This window comes from Methylorubrum podarium (assembly GCF_022179745.1).
Taxonomy (GTDB): domain Bacteria; phylum Pseudomonadota; class Alphaproteobacteria; order Rhizobiales; family Beijerinckiaceae; genus Methylobacterium; species Methylobacterium podarium.
This window is the reverse complement of the sequence record NZ_BPRD01000029.1, coordinates 1-18940: the sequence shown is the minus strand read 5'-3', so window position 1 is coordinate 18940 and position 18940 is coordinate 1. Positions and strand designations below refer to the sequence as shown.

Below are 18940 nucleotides of genomic sequence, written 5' to 3'. Positions count from 1 at the left end.
GGTGGTCGTACTCGCGTCACGAACTTACCAACATATGTTGTGAGATGATATTGATGGTTTCTCTCCTTGTAGTTGCTTCTTATTAACCGTCGTTGCCTCACAAATTCGTGATCCGATGTGGTCGGGGCGACCTACGGATACTTCGATACAGTCCCTGCGACGCAGACAGATGCGCTGGTTCACCAATCTCAAGCTCCTCGGCAAGCTGGCCATCCCGGCGGCATTGGTCGCGCTCGTCGCGGCCGGGATCGTCGTTCTGGCGCGAGACACGCTCGACCAGCTGGAGCGAACGACCCAGGACGTCGTGGACGTGCGCGCGGCGCGGGTGATCACGGCGCTGCAGACCGCCCTCGCCATCGACGAGTCGGTGATCAGCGAGAAGAACATCATCCTCGAGACCGATCCGTCCACCCTCGCGGCCCAGCACCGGCGCTTCGAGGAGGCGCGGGAGCGCGCGCTGGCCGGCATGGACCGACTGGTCGCGCTCGCTGATACCGACGCGCGCCGGACCATGCTCGGCGAGGTCAAGGCCACGGTCTCGGGCTTCTTCACGACGATGGAGCGTTCGATCGATCTGGGAATGAAGAACCGGAACGAAGAGGCGGCGAAGGTTTCGTTCGAGGTGGTCCGTCCGGTCCGCGCCAAGGTGATCGACGCCATCCAGAAGCGCATCGCCTCGAACATCAGCGATCTCGAAGAGGCGAAGCGTCAGGCCGGGGAGCTCGGCAAGTCCGCCGCGCTGGCACTGACGGCGATTGCCGTCTCCGGCCTGATCGTCGCCTTCGGCCTGCTCGGTCTGATCGCCGTCGCCGGCGTCGCACGGCCGATCAACCGGCTCGTTCGCGTGCTTCAGCGGATGGCCGAGGGCGAGATCGAGACCGACATCGCCGAGGCGCGCCGCGGTGATGAGATCGGTGCCGTCGCCCGTGCCGTGGAAGGGATCAAGGCCCTCGTCGCGCGCAAGGCCGTCGAGCAGGCCGAACTCCGCCGCGCGGCGGACGAAGCCGCCGCCATCGAGCGCCGCCGCACCATGATCGAGCTGGCCGACGGCTTCGAGCGCGCCGTGGGCGGCGTGGTCGGCATGGTCTCGTCCTCGGCGACCGAGCTGCAGGCCACCGCCCAGCAGATGACCGCCACCGCCACCGAGACGGCGGGCCAGTCGACCACCGTCGCGGCGGCGGCCGAAGAGGCCGCCTCCAACGTCAGCACCGTCGCGGCCGCGGCCGAAGAGCTCGGCGCCTCCGTGCATGAGATCGGCCGGCAGGTCGGCACCTCGGCCGAGATGGCTCAGCTCGCGGTCGGCGAGGCGGACCAGAGCGCCGTCCTAGTCCACGAGCTGAGCCAGGCGGCGGCCCGGATCGGCGACGTGGTCAAGCTCATCGCCGACATCGCCAGCCAGACGAACCTGCTGGCCCTCAACGCGACGATCGAGGCGGCACGGGCCGGAGAGGCCGGCCGGGGCTTCGCCGTGGTGGCGAGCGAGGTGAAGGAACTCGCCGCCCAGACCTCGCGGGCGACGGACGAAATCTCGGGCCAGATCGCGCAGATCCAGGGCGCGACCGGACAAGCGGTCACGGCGATCGGCGGCATCACTGGGCGCATCCGCGAGATCAACTCCGTGACCGCGACGATCGCGGCGGCGGTGGAGGAGCAGGGCGCGGCGACCCAGGAGATCGTGCGCAACGTCTCCCAGGCGGCGGTCGGCGCGGGCGAGGTGACCAGCAACATCGCGGGCGTGGCGCAGGCCTCGGAAGAGACCGGCGCCGCCGCCACCCAGGTGCTGGCTTCCGCCTCCGAACTGTCGCGGCAATCCGAGCATCTGCGGGCGGAAGTGGCGCACTTCCTCTCGACGGTGCGCGCGGCCTGAGACGGTTTCCGGCTGATCACCTCGAGCTTTGCCTGATTCGTCATCGCGAGGCGGAGCCGAAGCGATCCAGGGCGCGACCTCTCCGGAAAGCGCGCGCCCTGGATTGCCACGGCTTCGCCTCGCAATGACGGGGGAGAAACCGAAGTGATCAGACGGAAGCCGTACGAGACCATGATCTTATGAGAAAAGGGGGCGCTTCGGGCGCCCCCTTTTTTGTTCGATCAGCGAAAGCAGTCGCCGAGGACGGCGCCGCTTTCGGTTTAAGGCGTCAACCCGGCACCTTCTTGTGGGTCACGGCGGTGGCGACTTCGTCCGGCCGAACCTCGTCGCCGGCCACGGCGCCCGAGAGGGCAGCCGCGTGAAGGGCCAGCACGGGTACGAAGACGAGTGCCATCATCAGCGCCACGACGAGCACGACGCTGCTGTTGCGGCCGGACTTCGCCGCGCGGGAGCGGGCACGCCGGGAGATGGTGGTGGAGTCAGTCATGGCTCACCTCTTGTCGGACCAGCCGCCAAAGGCCGGTCGCGGGTGAGCCGGATCAGACGATCAGGCGCAGATCACGCGGTTGGCCGAAGGCGGCGTGGTCGATCGACTACTGTCGTCGGGCATGGGGTTCGGTAGTTCCTGTGGAGCCGCACATCGAGCGCACGGCGACGATGGGCAGACAACGCGCGCATGCCGGAAGGGTTCGATCCCGTCAAGTCCGAACGGCCCTGCACGCTCAATTCTTCGTCCCCGTCGCATTCCGACATCACCCTTCGACCACCCCTCTGACCGTCGAACGCGGGCGGCGCCGCCCGCGTTGTGAAGCCATGGCGAACGACACGATCACCTGGACGCAGGGCGGCCTGTCCGAGGTGCCCCTGCAGCGTTTCACCGGACGGATCGGTGCGATCGAGGTCGCCACCGTCGAGTACGACGGATCGAACCGCCTCTGGACATGGTGGAGCCCGCTCTCCGAGGACATCTGGGGCCACGCGACCGAGGCGGACGGGGCCAAGCAGGCGGCCGAGGTCTGGCTGCGCGAGTGGCTGGAGAACTTCCGGCCGTTCTTCGAGGCGGGTCGCTGACAGCCTCAGGCGGCGGCGGAGGTGGCGTCCCGGCTGCGCCACATGTAGCGGGCCAGGATTGAGCGATAGGGCGCGAATTGCGCGGCCGTCGCGACCGTGTCGTCGATTCCCGTGAGCCGGCGCAGGACGCCGACGGCCGCCACGTCGCCGGCGGGCCAGATGTCCGGGTCGAGGAAATGGAAGATGCCGGCCATGTCGGCAGTCCAGGGGCCGACGCCGCGGATGCGGCACAGGGCGCCGGAGCGCTCGGCATGGGGGAGCGCGGCGAGTTCCAGGCCGAGCAGCCCGGCCTCCTCGGCCGCGCGGATGGCCTGCAGCGCGCGCACCTTGTTCGCCGAGACACCGCACGCGCGCAGCAGAGCCTCGAAGCCCGGAACGAAGAGATCGCGCGGCGCGACGCGCTGGGCAACCGCCACGGCCTCGACCCGGGTCCAGATCGTGAGGGCCGCCTTCGTCGAGAGCTGCTGGTTGACGACCTCGACGAACAGGCGCTCGGCGAGGCTGCGGTGAGACGGCGGCGCGATCTCGATCAGGCCGACCGACGCGATGGCGGCCCGCAGCGGCTCCGAGATCGTGGCGGCCGTGCCGAGCAGCCGGTCGTAGATGGCAACGTCGAGCATCCGTCCTCCGCTCATCGCGACGAAGTTGGAGGAACGTCCGGTTCCCTTCTCCGGTCCCGTCTTCGCTCGCGAACCCGGCGGTCAGTCCTGCCCGGTCGGGCGGCAATGTGCCCAGGCGATCGGCAATATGGTGCGGTGCGACGCAGAATATGGCTTGACGCACGTTCGAAACGGCAGGATATTTCTCGAAAGGAAGCCAGAATTCCTTGCAAGAATGATCCTCCGGGAGGAGATGTGCCATGCAGGATGCGCGCGTCGCAGCCATGTTCGGCCGAGATCGAGCGGCTGCCATCTTCGCCGTCGGGATGGTCTGGCTCGTCTACGCCTTCACCTTCTGGACCATGCGACAGGCCTGCGACGCGTGCGGCGTCACGTTCCTCGTCCTGGGTGTGGGCGCCTGCGTCGTGCTTCTCAACACGGCGGCGATCGCGGCCATGATCCGGCACTACCGCGAGGACCGGGACGCGATCTACGGGATGGACCTGTACTATCTCGATCGCCTGCGGGCCATGCGCCGGTCGGGGGAGGCCTGACATGGCCGGGCGCACGCCTTACGAGCCGCCGGTTCAGTCCGTCGTCGGGCAGATCGTCGACGCCGTGCTGATGCTGGTCCTGGTCTTCATCACCCTCTACCTTCCCCTCCTGCTCAAGCTCGCCGGCGGCGGCACCACCACGACCGCCGCGCCGAACCCGACCTGGGAATCCCTCGGTCAGAACCCGACCATGGCCGGGCAGTGGGAGAAGCTCGGCTTCACCCCTGAAAAGGCGGCCGGGATCATCGGCACGCGCTTCGACTACGCCTTCAACTGGGGCCTCGTGGCGCTCACCGCCGCGATCATCGTCGGCTACTTCATCTTCATGTTCCGCTACTCGGATCGCGAGTACCGCGAAGTCATCGCCGAGCATTTCGACGGCACGCCGAAGGCCTGAGTTCGAGCGGTCCGCCGCCCGATCCGCCGTCCCCGCTGCCGAGGTCATCTTCAGAACCTTCCTGCACCATCGGGGGACCACGTCATGGTGTTCGTCATGAATTGGGGCGCCTGGGCGGCAGCGGCCGCCCTCGCCCTCTGGATGGGGTTCGACCTCCTGCGCACCAACCGAACCTACGACGAGAGCTACCTCCTCTCGTCCGAGGAGGGTGAGATCGTCGATTCCGAGGTCGGCGAGACGGCGGCGAGGTCGTGATGACGAGCGTTCAACCGATCGCGGAGCGCGTCTCCGCTCAGCCGCCCGCCGGGGCACCCGCCGCCACGGCGCCGGCCCCGGACGCGAACCGTAAGGTCGCGCTGCTGCGCGTGCTGGGGCCCGGCCATGTCTGGGCGCTCGGCGTCGGCATCGTCCTCGTCGGCGAGTTCATGGGGTGGAACTTCGCCGTCGGAAAGGGCGGCGCGGTGGCGGCGCTGGCGGCCTGCTGGCTCGCCGGCATCCTCTACACCTGCGTCGCGATGATCGATTCCGAGATCACCTCGACGGTGGCCGCGGCGGGCGGCCAATACGCCCAGGCCAAGCACATCATCGGGCCGCTCGCGGCCTTCAACGTCGGCCTCTACCTCGTCATGGCCTACACCATGCTGGAGGTGTCGAACGCCATCGTCGCGGGCGACCTGATCGAGGCCTTCGCCCAGAGCCTCGGGCTCGAAGGCGCGGTCGACAAGCGCGCCTTCATGGTGCTCACCGTCGTGGCGCTCGCCTTCCTCAACTATCGCGGCGTCCTCGCCACCCTGACGCTGAACCTCGTCATCACCTCCGCCGCCTTCGCGGCGATCGTGGTGCTGTTCGTCGCCACCCAGCCCTGGGCGCCCGGCGCGGTGCTGAAGCACGAGGCGCTGCTGGGCGCCCTCCCCTACGGCTCGCTCGGGATCCTGGCGGCGATGCATTTCGGGCTGTGGTTCTATCTCGGCATCGAGGGCACGACCCAGGCCGCCGAGGAGGTCCGCTCGCCCGCCCGCGCCCTGCCGCTCGGCACCATGACCGGCATGATGACCCTGCTGATCGCCGCCACGCTGACGTGGTACGTCTGCTCGGGCCTGATGCCGTGGGAATATCTCGGCCAGGCGGTGACGCCGCTCTACGACGCCGCCCGCCTCACCGGCAGCCGCTGGCTGGAGCTGTTCCTGTTCCTCGGCACGCTGTTCGCCACCGTCGCCTCGGCCAACGGCTGCATCAACGACGCCTCGCGGGCGTGGTTCGCCATGGGCCGCGACCGCTACATGCCGGTCTGGTTCGGCGCCGTCCACCCGACCTATCGCACGCCCTACCGCGCCATCGTCTTCTTCGTGCCGATCGCGATCCTGTTCGCCGTCTCGACGCCGCTCGACCAGACCATCACCTTCTCGATCCTGTCGGGGCTGCTCGGCTACACGCTGATGGCGCTGTCGATCGTGCTGTTCCGCCGCAAATGGCCGCTCGGCTCGATCCAGCGCGGCTACGTGCATCCGCTCCACCCGCTGCCGGCCGTGCTGCTGCTCGTCCTGTGCGTGGTTACCTATCTCGCGGTCTTCCTGGGCTACGGCACCCAGCTCCTGGCGATGATGGCCTTCTACATCACCGCCTCGGCCTGGTTCGTCCTGCACCGATACAAGTATGTCCGCCGCGGCGACCAGTTCACGATGCCCTGGCCGAAGCCGCGCGGCTACTGAGGCACGGCGATGCTCCTCGACCTCATCGTCCTGATCTTCCTCGGCAGCGCCGTCGTCTGCGTGCACCAGCACCGACGGGAGGCGGCGTGGCGGGGCCGGCTCCTCGACGAGTGCGCCGCGCAACTCGCGGCGCCGCGGCTCGGACGCGACCGGGCCGGCTTCGCGACGCTGCGCGGTGGCCGCGGCGAGGCCGCAATCGATGTCCGCCTCGTGCCGGACACTCTGGTGCATCGGCGGCTGCCGCAGCTCTGGCTGCAGGTGACCCTGCGGACTCCGCTCGCGACCGATGCGATCCTCGACGTCCTGCGGCGACCAGCCGGCGCGGAGTTCTACGCGCCCGACTGGCTTCCGCTCCGCCTTCCCGTCCCCGCGACATGGCCGCCCGATACCCTCGTGCGCGGCACGGCGGGCGCGGAGGCACTCCTCGACCTCGCGCGGCCGGCACTGGACCACATCCTCGCGGATCCGAGAGTGAAGGAGGTTCTCGCGACGCCCGATGGCCTGCGCCTGACGGTGCAGGCGAGCCAGGGCGCGCGGGGCACCTACCTGCTCCTGCGCGGCAGCCGTTTCCCGCTCACGCGCGTCGCGCCGGACCTGCTCGACGGCATCCTGCGCGACGGCCTCGACCTCGCCCGAACCCTGTCGGAGCCGTCCTCGGAGACACGGCATGCGCGCGCTGCCTGAGCCGACCCGAGTCCTGCTCGTCGCGGCGCTCCTGCCCGGCATGGGCCATGTCTGGACCGGCCGCGCGGCGCGGGGGCTCGGCTTCGCGCTGTTCGCCCTCCTCGGCGGCTGGCTCACCGCCCGGTTTGCCGCGCCCGATGCAAGCCTCGTCGGACGCCATGCGGGCGGCTTCTTCGTCTGGGCGCTGTCCATCCCCGACGCCTACCGAGGCGCCCGTCTGGACCGGGCGTGGGCCGACCGGGATTCGCGCTGAGCCCGGCGCGTCAGGCGCCGACGATGGCCCTGATCTGGCCGATCACAGCGGCGACGCTGCCGAACCGTTCCGCGAACTCCGGATGAAAATAGGCGGCCCGGGCGGCCACGATGACGACCACGAGCGCCCAGAACAGGCCGACGCCCGTCCGGAGCGCCATCCGCGAGGCGACGGGCTCTTCGCGTAGGGGCGGGGCGATCGGCTCGCCGAAAGAGTCGAATTGGGCCGGACGCATGGTGCTACGCGAAGTTTGAGGACCTTCATTGAGAGATCGGCACAGGATAGCGCGGCAGCAATGGCCGGGTTTTTCAAATCGGCGCCCGCGCGGAGACGGATCTGCCCTCCACGGTCCGAAATGAAGAAGTTTGATGGTTCGGCGCGGTCGTACCGCGCGACGGGCGCCCTGCCCCTGCTCAGTAGCGGGTCGTCAGGGCCGTGAGCCAATCGGGCGACGCGTTCACCAGGGCGGTCTCCAGCGCCCGGTCATAGCCCGACAGGATCACTCCGCTCGTCAGGACCAGGACCACGCCCAACGCCGCCTTGAGCCCCCGGCCGAGGCCGAGCATCCGCTCGCGCCAGCGCATCAGGATCTCGCGCAACAGCGTGCCGAGGGCGACGAGCGGCAGGGCGGCCCCGAGGCCGAACAGCAGCATGGTGAACGCGACGCTGCCGAGGTCGCGCCCCTGCGCTGCCAGGAGGGAGGCTGCGCCGAGGGTCGGGCCGACGCAGGGGCTCCAGACGGCGCCGAGCAGGAGGCCGACGGCGAACTGCCCGGTCAGCCCGGCGGTCGAGACGCCGCCGAAGCGCTGCTCCGCCCAGTTACTCACGGGGCCGGCCGCGACAGCAAGCCGGTTCTGCGCCGCCGGCACGATCAGGACGAGGCCGAGCAGCAGCAACACCAGAGCGGCAAGCTTGCGGAACACGTCGCCGTCGAGGCCGATGGCGAAGCCGATCGTCGCCACGAACAGGCCGATCGCGACGAAGGAGAGCGCGAGGCCCGCGGCGAGCGCCACCGGCCCGAGCCGATGTTCCGTGGCGGCCGCGCCGAGCACCAGCGGAAGCAGCGGCAGGACGCAGGGCGACAGCACGGAGAGGAGGCCGGCGAGGAGGGCGAGGCCGGACTGGATGGCCATAGGCGCTTCGAGACCCCTCCCCTCGCGCGGGCGCTCAGCCGTGCCCGTGCGCCGGCTGGGCCGCGTTGCCCCGGATCAGCTCGCGTCCGGCGTAGATGCCGCCGACGACCTGAAGGTCGAGACGCTCCGCGTCGAGGCGGCGAACCTCGTCCATGATCTCGCCGGCCGCATCCGGGTCCGCCCCGATCGTCACGAGCGCCCGCTCACCGAAGGCGAAGGCCGATTCGAGCGTCTCGCGCAACTGGTAGGCGACCCCGGCCTCGATCAACTCCACGGCATGCTCGCGATCGCGGGCGCGGGCCAGGACCGGAACCAGCGGGAACTCCGCCTTCGCCAGCTCCGCGATGCGGTTGGCCATCGCACGGTCGTCGACGCAGATCAGGATCGCCCGCGCCGTGGCGGCGCCGGCCGCACGCAGGATGTCGAGCCGCGCGCCGTCGCCGTAATAGACCTTGAAGCCGAACCCTTCCGCCAGCCGGATGTTCTCGGGGTTGGTGTCGATGATCGAGACCGAGCAGCCGCGCGAGATCAGCGGCTGGCTGACGATCTGCCCGAAGCGGCCGAACCCGATGATGAGGGCGCTGCCGACGAGATCCTCTGGCGCTACCATGCCGTCCGTGGAGGCGGCGGCCTTCGGCCCGAAGCGGTCGAAGGCGATGACGGTGAGCGGCGTGATCGCCATCGACAGGATGACGGTGGCCGTCAGGATCGCGTTGGTGGTGCCGTCGATGATGCCGGCGCTCGCGGCGGCGGCGTAGAGGACGAAGGCGAACTCGCCGCCCTGCGCCATCAGCGCCGTGCGCTCCAGCGCCTCGGCATGAGCGGAGCGCAGCGCCCGGGCAATCCCGTAGATGACGAGGCTCTTCACCACCATGTAGGCGGCCACGCTCATCAGGATCAGCGCCCAGTTCGCGGCGATCACCGCGAGATCGAGGGACATCCCGACGCCGAGGAAGAACAGGCCGAGCAGGATGCCGCGGAACGGCTCGACGTCGGCCTCCAGCTGGTGGCGGAAGCTCGATTCGGAGAGGAGGACGCCGGCCAGGAAGGCGCCCATCGCCATCGAGAGGCCGCCGAGCTGCATCGCCAGCGCCGAGCCGAGCACGACGAGGAGCGCCGCCGCGGTCATGACCTCCCGCGCCTTCGCCGCGGCGAGGAGGCGGAACAGCGGGTTGAGCAGCCAGCGGCCCGCGGCGACGAGGGCGGCCACGGAGGCCAGGGCGATCGCGATGGCAGCGGCGCGCTCCATCCCGCTCGTCTCGGCGCCGCCCGGCGCCAGCAGCGCGACGGCGGCCAGCAGCGGCACGATGGCGAGATCCTCGAGGAGCAGGATGGCGACGATCCGCTGACCCTTCGGGGTCGAGAGCGCGCCGCGCTCTTCGAGGAGCTGCATGACGATGGCGGTCGAGGTGAGCACGAAGCCGGTGCCGGCGACGAAGGCGACGACGACCGGGAACCCCATGGCGACGCCGACGAGCGTCAGGGCGGCGATGCAGGCGCCGACCTGCGCGAGGCCGAGCCCGAAGATCTCGCGGCGCATGCCCCAGAGCCGCGACGGCTCCATCTCCAATCCGATGATGAAGAGGAACATCACGACGCCGAGTTCGGCCACGTGGAGGATCGCGTGGGCGTCGGTGAACAGGCCGAGGCCGAACGGCCCGATGGCGAGTCCCGCCACGAGGTAGCCCAGGACCGAGCCGAGTCCGAGCCGCTTGAACAGCGGGACGGCGACGACGCCGGCGGCGAGGAGGGCGACGACCTGAACGAGCTCGCTCGCGGCCCCGGATGCTTCGATAGCCATGGCGTGGTCGGACCTCTCGACGGATGACGGGGCGCCGTCGATGGGGCGCCGGATGACGGGTGCGGCGGGCGGTTGCGCGGGTCTCTACCGGACCCGCGCGTCTTCGCTCAAGGGTAGCGGACGGGCTGGGGCTCTTCCGGCAGCGGGATGAATTCCGCGTCGTTGGGCACCGTGTCGAAGCGGCCCTGGCGCCAGTCCTCCTTGGCCTGCGCGATCCGTTCGGGCCGCGACGACACGAAGTTCCACCACAGGTGCCGCGGACCGTCCATCGGCTCGCCGCCGAGGACCATGAACCGCGCCGCCTCCGTCGCGCGGACGCTGATCCGGTCGCCCGGCCGGAAGACGAGGAGCTGGCCGGGGCCGAAGCCGTCGCCGGCGATCTCGATCGCCCCCGCGACGGTGTAGATCGCGCGCTCGTCGTAGGTCGGATCGAGCGGCAGGACGGCACCCGCCTCCAGCATCACGTCGGCATAGACCATCGGGCTCGACGTGCGCACCGGCGAGCGCGCCCCGAAGGCTTCACCGGCGATCAGGCGGACGGTCTTGCCCTCGCCGGTCAGAACCGGCAGCGCCGCGGCCTCGTAATGCTCGAAGGCCGGGGCGTTCTCCTCGTCCCGGGCCGACAGGGCGACCCAGCTCTGGATCCCGAACAGACGCGAGCCGGTCTGCCGGAGGGTCGGGGCGGTGCGCTCCGAATGCGTGATGCCCCGTCCGGCCGTCATCCAGTTCAGCTCGCCCGGCCGGATCGGCAGCTCCGTGCCGAGGCTGTCGCGGTGCATGATCTCGCCGTCGAACAGGTAGGTGACGGTCGAGAGGCCGATATGCGGGTGCGGGCGCACATCCATGCCCTGGCCGAGCAGGAACTCGGACGGTCCCATCTGGTCGAAGAAGATGAACGGGCCGACCATCCGGCACTCGGTGGAGGGAAGCGCGCGGCGGACCGCGAAGGAGCCGAGATCGCGCGAGCGCGGCACGATCAGGGTCTGGATCGCGTCGCAACTGAAATGGTCGCCGGGGACCGGGTCATCCGCACTATGCCAGCTCATCGCTTTCCTCCCCGTCGTGTCCGGGACCGGCGGCACTCGAAGCGGGACGCGTCGGCCGTGGCGTTCGACGATGCACCGAAGTTTGCGTCGTCGCGAACACAATGGGGCAAATGCGTCGGAGAGAATATGGAAACGATCGAAACGCATCGTTTCCGAAGATCCGCTGCTGGTCCTAGCGCCGGCCTGACCTGTCCCCTCCCCCTTTGGGGGGCGGGGTTAGGGGTGGTGCAGACGGCACCGCTGCGCTCGATCCGGCACCACCCCCACCTCCTACCTCCTCCCCGCAAGGGGGAGGAGAGGAGCGACGGCGGCCGAAGCGATCAGCCGGAAGCCGTATGACCGGGCCGGCTTGGACATGCGCCGGCCCGTCTGATCCGAGCACGATTTCTGACGACGCCGCTCAGGCGCTCATGTCGCGATCCGAGACGAGGCGCAGGTGCGGCATCGGTCTCGCCGCCAGGATCGCGGCCACCTTGCGTTCGAGTTCGCCGTCCTGGAACGGCTTCTGCACGATGGCGTCGGCCCCCACGGCGCCGGCCCGGGCCAGCGCGTCCCGGTCGGCGTAGCCCGTGACGAACAGGACCGGCACCTCCGGCCAGCGCTTGCGGATCTCGGTGGCGGCCTCGGCCCCGTTCATTCCCGGCATCGCGAAGTCGATGACGACGAGATCGACGCACGGGTCCGCTTCGAGGGCCACCAGCGCCTGCAGGCCGGAGGCCGCCTCGCGCACGTGGTAGCCCGCCTCGCCGAGCCGGGTCGCGGTCACCTCGCGCACTCCGCCGTCGTCGTCGACCACGAGGAGCGTCCGCTTCGCGTCCGGTGGGTGGGCGGCGGCGCAATCGGTCTCGGATGAAGCGGCCGGCGAGGCGGCGCCTTCGCCCTCGGCGCGCGGAAGATACACCTTGAAGGAGGTGCCCTCTCCGGGAACGGTGTCGACCCTGATGCCGCCGCCGGACTGCTTGACGAAGCCGAAGACCTGCGCGAGCCCGAGGCCGGAGCCCTTGCCCACCGCCTTGGTCGTGAAGAACGGCTCGAACACCCGCGCCAGCACCTCCGGCGCCATGCCGGTTCCGGTGTCGCTCACCGCGATCATCACGTAGGGCCCGGGACCCGGCTGCTCCGGCCGGGTCGGCGCCTCGGTGACGGTGACGTTGGCCGTCTCGACGGTCAGCCGGCCCCCGACCGCCATCGCGTCCCGGGCGTTGATGGCGAGGTTGAGGATCACGAGCTCGATCTGTGTGGCGTCGACGAGCGCCGGCCACAGGTCGACCTGGAGGGCTGTCTCGATCCGCACCGCTCCGCCGATCGAGCTCTGCAGCAGGTCGCGCATCGAGGCGACCGTCCGGTTCAAGTCCACCGGCTTCGGCTCCAGCCGCTGGCGGCGCGAGAAGGCGAGCAGTTGCGCGGTCAGGCTGGCGCCGCGCGCCGCCGCGCCCCGCATCATGTCGAGGCGCCGCTTCGCGCGCTCGCTCGACACGTCCCGTTCCAGGAACTCGATGTTGCCGGCGATCACGGTCAGCAGGTTGTTGAAGTCGTGGGCGACGCCGCTGGTCAACTGCCCGACGGCCTCCAGCCGCTGCATCAGGCGCAACGCCTCCTCGGCGCGCTCGCGCTCGGTGATCTGTTGCTGGAGCGCGGCATTGGCCTCGGCGAGTTCGCGGGTGCGCTCGTCGACGCGGGCTTCGAGCGAGTGGTTCAACGCCTGCAGGGCCGCCTCGGCCGCGCGCTTCTCGGCCCGGGTCCGGGCCTCGGCCAGGGCGCGCACCACGATGTGCGGCAGGCGGTCGATCCGCTGCTTGGTGACATAGTCTGTGGCGCCGCCCTTCAGCGCCTCGACCGCGATGTCCTCGCCGAGCGTGCCCGAGCAGAACACGAACGGAATGTCGGGGCACTGCGCCTGCGCCATGCGGAACGCGCTGACGCCGTCGAAGGTCGGCAGCACGTAGTCGGCGAGGATGAGGTCGTGCCGGTCCGGCCGCGCCTCGGCGGCGAAGGCGTCATGGGTGAAGACCCGCTCGATCCGCACGGGATGCCCGAGGCGTTCGAGCTCGGCCTCGATGAGTTCGGCATCGAGGTCGCTGTCCTCCAGGTGGAGGATGCGAAGCGGGCCGGTCTGGCGTCCGATCACGCGTTGGATGGCCAACCTCCCCTGTGCGGCGGCGGCTCGTTGAGGAGCGCCCAGAACACGCCGATCTCGCGGATCGCGGCGAAGAACTCGTCGAAGGCGACGGGCTTCACCACGAAGGCGTTCACGCCGAGATTGTAGGAGCGGACGACGTCCGTCTCCTCGCGCGACGAGGTCAGCATCACCACCGGGATGCCGCGGGTCTGGGGGTCGCCCTTCACCTTGGCGAGCACCTCGAGGCCATCGACCTTGGGCAGCTTCAGGTCGAGCAGCACCACGGCCGGGTCCTGGTGGCTTCGCCGTTCGTGGGCGCCCCGCCGGTAGATGAAGTCGAGCGCCTCGGCCCCGTCGCGGCAGATGACGATCTCGTTGGCGAGCTGGCTCGATTCGAGTGCGGCGAGCGTCAGCTCGATGTCGTTCGGGTTGTCCTCGACGAGGAGGATCGGCTTCAGGGCCGCCATTCTCAGTTCGCCTCCTCGCGGACCGGCAGGGTGAAGTAGAAGGTCGCGCCCTCGCCGAGCCGGCTCTCCGCCCAGGTCCGGCCGCCGTGGCGCTCGACGATGCGGCGCACGTTGGCGAGGCCGATGCCGGTGCCCTCGAACTCCTCGACCCGGTGGAGGCGCTGGAACACGCCGAACAGCTTGTCGACGTAGGCCATGTCGAAGCCGACGCCGTTGTCGCGCACGAAGAACACCGCCTCGCCGTCGCGCGGAGGCAGCCGGCCGACCTCGATGACCGCCTCCGCCTCGTTGCGGCTGTACTTCACCGCGTTCGACAGCAGGTTCTCGAGGACGAGCCGCAGCATGGCCGGATCGGCGTAGGCGCGCCCGAGCGGCCCGACCTTCCACTGCACGGTCCGGTCCGGCGCGACGTCGCGGATCACCCGGCGGCGGACCTCCTCGACGAGGCTGTTCAGGTCGCCGGAGACCTTGTTCAGGGCGTGCCGCCCCATCTGCGAGAAGGTGAGCAGGTTGTCGACGAGGGTGCCCGCCGAGAGGGCGGCCTCGATGATGGTCTCGACGTAGTGCCGCCCCTTCTCCGTCAGGTTCGGACTCTCGCGGTTCTTCAGCAGGTTCGCGTAGCCGACGATGTGCCGGAAGGGCGCGCGCAGGTCGTGGCTGACCGAGTAGGAGAAGGCTTCGAGCTCCTTGTTCGAGCGCTGCAGCTCCTCGCTCATGGCGGCCAGTTCCTCGGCTCGGCGCAGCACGATCCCGAGCACCGAGGCGCGCAGATCCTTGGCCGCCTCGATCTCGGGCAGGGACCAGGGCAGCGAGCGCCCCTTCAGCGTCTCCTTCCAGATCTCGAAGGATTTGCGCGGATGCAGGCGGTCGGGGCCGCCCTCCGGGTCGGGCCGGACCGCCTTCACCGGGTTGCCGCCCCACTTCACGGTCCGCACCACCTCCGGCCGGAACCACAGGATGTAGCTCGCGTAGCGCTTCGAGACCGAGATCGCGAGGAGCCCGCTCGCCCGGTCGGCGATGCCCTGGGCGCGCGGAAACGCTTCCGCCAGCGCCTCGGTGACGTAGACGTCGTCGGCCTCGCCGCGGGCCGACAGCCACTCGTAGAGGGCGCGCACCTCGCGCTCGGGCGGCGCCGAGCCGAGAATCCGGCAATGGTCGGCGGTGACCACGGCCGCACCCGAGGCGTTCACCAGGGCGAGCACGTCGTCGGGATGGTTGAGCAGCCCATCGATGAAGCTGTCCTCCTCGGCCATGAAGCCGAGGAGGCGCGCCTGAACCGCGCCGAGCGCGAGGCGCTGCTCGGCCTGCTCGCCGCGAACCTTGGCGGAGAGCTGGAGGGCGAAGACCTGGGTGAGGAAGTCGCAGGCGTTGCGCGCCTGCAGCGGCACGCGCTTCGGCGCGGCGTTGTGGCACGAGACGAGGCCCCAGAGTGCTCCGTCCACGAGGATGGAGACCGACATGGACGCCAACGTGCCCATGTTGCGCATGTACTCGACATGGACCGGCGAGACCGAGCGCAGCACCGACTGGCTGAGATCGAGCGGCGTGCCGGCGGGCGTCGCGGCCGGCCGGATCGGCACGGGCGCGTAGCCCGCATCGGGGATGATGCGCAGGCGATTGCGCCGGTAGAGCTCGCGCGCCTGGGCCGGGATGTCGGAGGCGGGAAAGCGCAGGTCGAGATAGGAGGGCAGCGCGCCGTTGCCGTCCTCGGCCAGCACCGTGCCGTGCCAGTCTCGGTCGAACCGGTAGACCAGCGCGCGGTCGAAACCGGTGATGTGGCGGATATCCGCGGCGAGGAGCTGGCAGAGATCCTCGACGCTCCGGGCGGTGTGGAGCCTCTGCACGAACGCGCGCAGGCGCGGGTTCAGCGCATCGAGGCCGGCCTCCCCCGAGGCGTCGTCGGTCTCCTCCAGTTCGAGCACCAGGAGCTCGCCGACCCGGTGGGCGGCGACCTCGTAGGCCTGCCGCGTGGCGCCGGAGCCCAGCGTGAGGGTCTTCAGGTACTGGGCGCCGTCGGCCTCGCCGCCGCCGTCGAGGAAGCGGCGTGCGAGGATTGCCAGTTCGGGAAAAGCTCCCTCCAAGGCGGCGCCGGCCGACGCGGCGACGGGCGCGTTGGCGCTCGCCTGGGCGACCACGAGAGTCCGCGCGTCCAGGGCCAGGAGGAAGCCGTGCGGCTGCACGCTCCCCACGATGTGGATCGGTTCGCGATCGCAGGCCGTGAGATCGACGGGCTGGGCGGCGACGCTCGCTCGGTTCAAATCGGGTTTCCCTGAGCGGCGGCCTTCCGGGCTCGACCTCCCTCGTAGCAGGCCGGTCCCGCCGCTCAAAGACGACCGCGGGTCACGATAATATGTTGCCCCCTCCCCTTGCGCCGGGAGGCGACCGGCATGCCCCGGCACGGCCCGTGTTCGGGACGGCCGCCGCGGGTGCGGCACCGCTCGGGTCTCGACGCAAATCGCCCCCGGAGAGGCCCGCCGAGCACCGCACGCCGGTTGACCGACAGTCGATCGCCGGGCTAGCCTTCCACCGTCAGAGTATTGCCATGGTGCATCTCTGTCGACGCACGGCCCCTGTCGGGCACGCACCACGATCATAGCCGGATAAAGAGCAGGGACAGCTCCGTCGTACGGCGAATGAATTCGAGAACGGGTGGAGACGGGCATGTGGCGTCAGGGAGATATCTTCATCCGCGCGATTCCGGCCGTCCCGCCGGAGGCCGCCGATCGGCCGCTGCCGCATACCGTGCTCGCCCACGGCGAGTTGACCGGCCATAGTCACCGCGTCGTCGATCCCGCCGCCCTGTTCGCCGGAGACGGTTGCTTCTACCTCGATGTCCACGCCGACGGGGCGCGCGTCGTCCACGACGAGCACGGCACGATCACCCTCGACCGCGGCGTCTACCGTGTCTGGCGGCAGCGCGAATACACCCCGCAGCGCATCGTCACCGTGCAGGACTGAGCTTCAGAGGGCCGGCAGCCGATGACGTCAGCACCCGCGAAACGCGCGCCGGAGCGGCGCGTCCTGCGCCCGAACGAAGCCCTCGCCGCCGATGCGGCCGGGCAGGTTCTCGACCAGCTCGACATGCCGCGCAACGAGGCCGTCCGCGCCTTGCCGGACGGTCTGGTCTGCCACCGGATCCTGGCACCCGCGAGCCGCCTGGAGGTCCTTGGCCGCAACATCAGCTGCCGCGAGCTCGTGCTCGACGGCTCGGCCATCGCGCGCATCGATGACGGCAACGCCATCACCTATCGGCTCTCCGCTCGCGGCTGCCACAGGCTGAAGATCCTGCCGGCGGGCCTGCGCGCCGGCATCGTCGACCTGCGCGACTGCCTCGCCCTGGAGACCCTGCCGCCCGGCCTCTCGCCGGCCTTCCTCGATCTCGAGGGCTGCACGGCCCTGGAGCGGCTCCCCGACGACCTCGCCCTGCGCGGCGGGCGGCTCAACATCCGCGACTGCGCCCTGATCGACGCCCTGCCGCCGCGCGGTTCCGTCGCCCAGCTCGACATCGCCGGATGCGGCCGGATCGATCACGTGCCGGAAGGGTTCCGCGTCACGTCCTGGATCGACGTCGCCGGCTCCGGCCTCACGGAGCCGCCGCCGCACCTGCCCGGCATCGGCCTGCGCTGGCGCGGCGTGCCGGTGGATGCGCGCATCGCCTTCCGGCCGCATGAACTCGGGATCGCCGAGATCCTGCGGGAGCGCAACGCCGAGCGGCGGCGGATCATGCTCGAGCGCTTCGGCTTCGAGACCTTCATGGAGGCGGCCGAAGCCGAGGAACTCGACCACGACCGCGATCCCGGCGGCGAGCGCCGGCTTCTGCGGGTCGAACTCGACGGCGACGAGCCCCTCGTCTGCGTCTCGGTCGGCTGCCCCTCGACCGGGCGGCGCTACTTCCTGCGCGTGCCGCCCACGATGCGGACCTGCCACCAGGCCGTGGCCTGGACCGCCGGCTTCGACGACCCAGCCGACTACGCCCCGCTGATCGAGACCTGAACCCGCCGCCATCACCCGCCGAGACGGCCCATCCGAACCAGGAGCCGGACACCGTGCCCTACGAGAACCTGACGACCTTCTTCGGCAAGCCGGTCGAGGATTTCCAGCCCGGGATGGAGACGTGGGATTTTGCCGGCGCCGTGCCCCGTTTCCGCATCGAGTACGATTCCGAGGACAACGTCCCGGCGATGCTGGGCAACTACGCGGCCCTTCCCGGCGCCGAGGCGACCGACGCCCTCGTCATCGGCTACTGGCAGGGGGACGATTCCTCCGACAGCTCGCAGGTGGTCGTCGAGGCGCTGGTGACCTATGCCGAGCGCTTCCCCAACCTGCGCGCGCTCTTCCTCGGCGACATCGTCTCGGAGGAGAACGAGATCTCCTGGATCAACCAAAGCGACCTCTCGGCCCTCTGGCCGGCCTTCCCGCACTTGGAGCACATGCAGGTGCGCGGCGCCACCGACCTCGCGCTCGGCCGGTTCGAGGCGCCGCGGCTGACGACGCTCATCATCGAATCGGGCGGCCTGCCGCGCCGGGTGGTGCAGGAGGCGCTGGCCGCCGGGGCGCCGGAGCTGCGCCATCTCGAGCTGTGGCTCGGCACCGACGAGTATGGCGGCGACAGCACGCCGGAGGACTTCGCCGACCTGTTCGCCGGCCGGCTGTTTCCCAAGCTCAACACCCTGGCCCTGCGCGACTGCGCCTACGCCGACGACCTCGCCGCGGCGCTCGCCGAGGCGCCGGTGCTGGAGCGCATCTCGACGCTCGACCTCTCGCTTGGCAACCTGACGGATGAGGGCGCCGAAGCGCTCCTCGCCTCCCCGACCGTCGCGAAGCTGTCGCGGCTCGACCTGCACCATCACTTCCTCACCGAGGCGACGATGACGCGGCTCGCCGCGCTCGGGCCGGCGGTCGATCTGTCCGAGCAGCAGGAGCCGGACGAGTATGCCGGCGAGATCTACCGCAACATCGCCGTCTCGGAATGATGCGCGCCGCCGGGCCGGCCGGCGCCCCGCACGACCCGGACGGGATCGGTGCGTGCGTCATCCTCGGGGTCGCGGGCGACGAGCGCACGGAGGGGTTCAGCGCCGCCCTGGTCCGGGCCGGACACCCGCCCGCGCGGGTGCTCGACTATGCCGACTTCGTCGCGGCGCCGGACCGGCTCGCTGCCCTGTTCCCCGAGGGATGCGGGCTGCTGCGCATCGACTCGCCCGGCAACGCGCCGCGCATCCGCCGGGCGCTGCTGCGCCTCG

Annotated in this window: 21 protein-coding genes; 12 read left to right on the top strand and 9 right to left on the bottom strand. The window is 70.3% G+C overall.

What is annotated here, in order from left to right; genetic code table 11:
- Positions 1 to 169 precede the first annotated feature (169 nt).
- Positions 170 to 1867 (top strand): methyl-accepting chemotaxis protein, encoded by a 1698-nt coding sequence (locus MFF42_RS01505; RefSeq protein ID WP_238253930.1) that lies wholly within the window; start codon positions 170 to 172, stop codon positions 1865 to 1867.
- A 268-nt stretch (positions 1868 to 2135) separates the two neighbouring features.
- Here the strand turns inward: MFF42_RS01505 and MFF42_RS01500 are convergent, their stop codons facing one another.
- Positions 2136 to 2354, bottom strand: a complete 219-nt coding sequence (locus MFF42_RS01500) for a hypothetical protein (protein ID WP_231345115.1) — start codon at positions 2352 to 2354, stop codon at positions 2136 to 2138.
- 326 nt (positions 2355 to 2680) lie between these two features.
- Between MFF42_RS01500 and MFF42_RS01495 the strand changes: the two genes are divergently transcribed.
- Complete coding sequence (locus tag MFF42_RS01495; RefSeq protein ID WP_238253921.1) at positions 2681 to 2938, top strand: hypothetical protein; 258 nt, start codon at positions 2681 to 2683, stop codon at positions 2936 to 2938.
- 5 nt (positions 2939 to 2943) lie between these two features.
- Here the strand turns inward: MFF42_RS01495 and MFF42_RS01490 are convergent, their stop codons facing one another.
- On the bottom strand, positions 2944 to 3558 hold the full coding sequence (locus tag MFF42_RS01490) for a DNA-3-methyladenine glycosylase family protein (protein ID WP_238253919.1): 615 nt from the start codon (positions 3556 to 3558) through the stop codon (positions 2944 to 2946).
- 239 nt (positions 3559 to 3797) lie between these two features.
- Here MFF42_RS01490 and MFF42_RS01485 point away from each other — a divergent pair, with 239 nt between their 5' ends.
- The 6 genes from MFF42_RS01485 (at position 3798) to MFF42_RS01460 (ending at position 7134) form a co-directional block, all read left to right on the top strand.
- On the top strand, positions 3798 to 4091 hold the full coding sequence (locus MFF42_RS01485) for a hypothetical protein (RefSeq protein WP_238253917.1): 294 nt from the start codon (positions 3798 to 3800) through the stop codon (positions 4089 to 4091).
- Between the two features lies 1 nt (position 4092).
- Entirely contained in the window at positions 4093 to 4488 is a 396-nt protein-coding gene (locus tag MFF42_RS01480; protein ID WP_238253915.1) for a hypothetical protein, read from the top strand.
- 84 nt (positions 4489 to 4572) lie between these two features.
- A complete protein-coding gene (locus tag MFF42_RS01475) occupies positions 4573 to 4743 on the top strand; it encodes a hypothetical protein (RefSeq protein ID WP_238253913.1) in 171 nt (56 codons plus the stop codon).
- Positions 4743 to 6197, top strand: coding sequence for an APC family permease (locus tag MFF42_RS01470; protein ID WP_238253904.1), 1455 nt, complete (start codon positions 4743 to 4745; stop codon positions 6195 to 6197). Before MFF42_RS01475 ends, MFF42_RS01470 begins: the two co-directional genes overlap by 1 nt.
- A 9-nt stretch (positions 6198 to 6206) precedes the next feature.
- Positions 6207 to 6881: a hypothetical protein gene (locus MFF42_RS01465; RefSeq protein WP_238253903.1), complete on the top strand. Its 675-nt coding sequence runs from the start codon at positions 6207 to 6209 to the stop codon at positions 6879 to 6881.
- Positions 6865 to 7134: a hypothetical protein gene (locus tag MFF42_RS01460; protein ID WP_238253902.1), complete on the top strand. Its 270-nt coding sequence runs from the start codon at positions 6865 to 6867 to the stop codon at positions 7132 to 7134. Before MFF42_RS01465 ends, MFF42_RS01460 begins: the two co-directional genes overlap by 17 nt.
- A 10-nt stretch (positions 7135 to 7144) precedes the next feature.
- On the opposite strand, the gene MFF42_RS01455 is transcribed toward MFF42_RS01460, so the two are convergent.
- From MFF42_RS01455 to MFF42_RS01425, 7 genes are all read right to left on the bottom strand, one after another.
- Positions 7145 to 7294: a hypothetical protein gene (locus tag MFF42_RS01455; protein WP_238253900.1), complete on the bottom strand. Its 150-nt coding sequence runs from the start codon at positions 7292 to 7294 to the stop codon at positions 7145 to 7147.
- A 253-nt stretch (positions 7295 to 7547) separates the two neighbouring features.
- The gene (locus MFF42_RS01450; RefSeq protein ID WP_238253898.1) at positions 7548 to 8267 is read right to left on the bottom strand and encodes a cytochrome c biogenesis CcdA family protein; all 720 of its coding nucleotides are present in this window, start codon (positions 8265 to 8267) and stop codon (positions 7548 to 7550) included.
- A 34-nt stretch (positions 8268 to 8301) separates the two neighbouring features.
- Complete coding sequence (locus tag MFF42_RS01445) at positions 8302 to 10068, bottom strand: monovalent cation:proton antiporter-2 (CPA2) family protein (RefSeq protein ID WP_238253896.1); 1767 nt, start codon at positions 10066 to 10068, stop codon at positions 8302 to 8304.
- A 107-nt stretch (positions 10069 to 10175) separates the two neighbouring features.
- Complete coding sequence (locus MFF42_RS01440) at positions 10176 to 11114, bottom strand: pirin family protein (RefSeq protein WP_238253893.1); 939 nt, start codon at positions 11112 to 11114, stop codon at positions 10176 to 10178.
- A gap of 400 nt (positions 11115 to 11514) precedes the next feature.
- Positions 11515 to 13242: a hybrid sensor histidine kinase/response regulator gene (locus MFF42_RS01435; RefSeq protein WP_238253965.1), complete on the bottom strand. Its 1728-nt coding sequence runs from the start codon at positions 13240 to 13242 to the stop codon at positions 11515 to 11517.
- Positions 13239 to 13700 (bottom strand): response regulator, encoded by a 462-nt coding sequence (locus MFF42_RS01430; RefSeq protein WP_238253891.1) that lies wholly within the window; start codon positions 13698 to 13700, stop codon positions 13239 to 13241. The genes MFF42_RS01435 and MFF42_RS01430 overlap by 4 nt, the downstream gene beginning before the upstream one ends.
- A 2-nt stretch (positions 13701 to 13702) precedes the next feature.
- Complete coding sequence (locus MFF42_RS01425; RefSeq protein WP_238253882.1) at positions 13703 to 15958, bottom strand: ATP-binding protein; 2256 nt, start codon at positions 15956 to 15958, stop codon at positions 13703 to 13705.
- Positions 15959 to 16361: 403 nt separating this feature from the next.
- Here MFF42_RS01425 and MFF42_RS01420 point away from each other — a divergent pair, with 403 nt between their 5' ends.
- The 4 genes from MFF42_RS01420 to MFF42_RS01405 form a co-directional block, all read left to right on the top strand.
- Complete coding sequence (locus tag MFF42_RS01420; protein ID WP_238253878.1) at positions 16362 to 16658, top strand: DUF8820 family protein; 297 nt, start codon at positions 16362 to 16364, stop codon at positions 16656 to 16658.
- 21 nt (positions 16659 to 16679) lie between these two features.
- Entirely contained in the window at positions 16680 to 17693 is a 1014-nt protein-coding gene (locus MFF42_RS01415) for a DUF6745 domain-containing protein (protein WP_238253876.1), read from the top strand.
- A 53-nt stretch (positions 17694 to 17746) separates the two neighbouring features.
- Complete coding sequence (locus MFF42_RS01410) at positions 17747 to 18673, top strand: STM4015 family protein (RefSeq protein ID WP_238253874.1); 927 nt, start codon at positions 17747 to 17749, stop codon at positions 18671 to 18673.
- Positions 18670 to 18940 (top strand): hypothetical protein (locus MFF42_RS01405; protein WP_238253872.1); only part of this gene is annotated, 271 nt, incomplete at its 3' end. The genes MFF42_RS01410 and MFF42_RS01405, both read left to right, overlap by 4 nt.

Excerpts from the sequence above, each read along its gene's own strand:
- MFF42_RS01460 (WP_238253902.1), top strand. The coding sequence starts at position 6,865 with ATGCGCGCGCTGCCTGAGCCGACCCGAGTCCTGCTCGTCGCGGCGCTC.
- MFF42_RS01490 (WP_238253919.1), bottom strand. The coding sequence starts at position 3,558 with ATGCTCGACGTTGCCATCTACGACCGGCTGCTCGGCACGGCCGCCACG.
- MFF42_RS01480 (WP_238253915.1), top strand. The coding sequence starts at position 4,093 with ATGGCCGGGCGCACGCCTTACGAGCCGCCGGTTCAGTCCGTCGTCGGG.
- MFF42_RS01470 (WP_238253904.1), top strand. The coding sequence starts at position 4,743 with ATGACGAGCGTTCAACCGATCGCGGAGCGCGTCTCCGCTCAGCCGCCC.
- MFF42_RS01495 (WP_238253921.1), top strand. The coding sequence starts at position 2,681 with ATGGCGAACGACACGATCACCTGGACGCAGGGCGGCCTGTCCGAGGTG.
- MFF42_RS01445 (WP_238253896.1), bottom strand. The coding sequence starts at position 10,068 with ATGGCTATCGAAGCATCCGGGGCCGCGAGCGAGCTCGTTCAGGTCGTC.
- MFF42_RS01475 (WP_238253913.1), top strand. The coding sequence starts at position 4,573 with ATGGTGTTCGTCATGAATTGGGGCGCCTGGGCGGCAGCGGCCGCCCTC.
- MFF42_RS01500 (WP_231345115.1), bottom strand. The coding sequence starts at position 2,354 with ATGACTGACTCCACCACCATCTCCCGGCGTGCCCGCTCCCGCGCGGCG.
- MFF42_RS01465 (WP_238253903.1), top strand. The coding sequence starts at position 6,207 with ATGCTCCTCGACCTCATCGTCCTGATCTTCCTCGGCAGCGCCGTCGTC.
- MFF42_RS01455 (WP_238253900.1), bottom strand. The coding sequence starts at position 7,294 with ATGGCGCTCCGGACGGGCGTCGGCCTGTTCTGGGCGCTCGTGGTCGTC.
- MFF42_RS01430 (WP_238253891.1), bottom strand. The coding sequence starts at position 13,700 with ATGGCGGCCCTGAAGCCGATCCTCCTCGTCGAGGACAACCCGAACGAC.
- MFF42_RS01440 (WP_238253893.1), bottom strand. The coding sequence starts at position 11,114 with ATGAGCTGGCATAGTGCGGATGACCCGGTCCCCGGCGACCATTTCAGT.
- MFF42_RS01485 (WP_238253917.1), top strand. The coding sequence starts at position 3,798 with ATGCAGGATGCGCGCGTCGCAGCCATGTTCGGCCGAGATCGAGCGGCT.
- MFF42_RS01505 (WP_238253930.1), top strand. The coding sequence starts at position 170 with ATGCGCTGGTTCACCAATCTCAAGCTCCTCGGCAAGCTGGCCATCCCG.
- MFF42_RS01450 (WP_238253898.1), bottom strand. The coding sequence starts at position 8,267 with ATGGCCATCCAGTCCGGCCTCGCCCTCCTCGCCGGCCTCCTCTCCGTG.
- MFF42_RS01420 (WP_238253878.1), top strand. The coding sequence starts at position 16,362 with ATGTGGCGTCAGGGAGATATCTTCATCCGCGCGATTCCGGCCGTCCCG.
- MFF42_RS01415 (WP_238253876.1), top strand. The coding sequence starts at position 16,680 with ATGACGTCAGCACCCGCGAAACGCGCGCCGGAGCGGCGCGTCCTGCGC.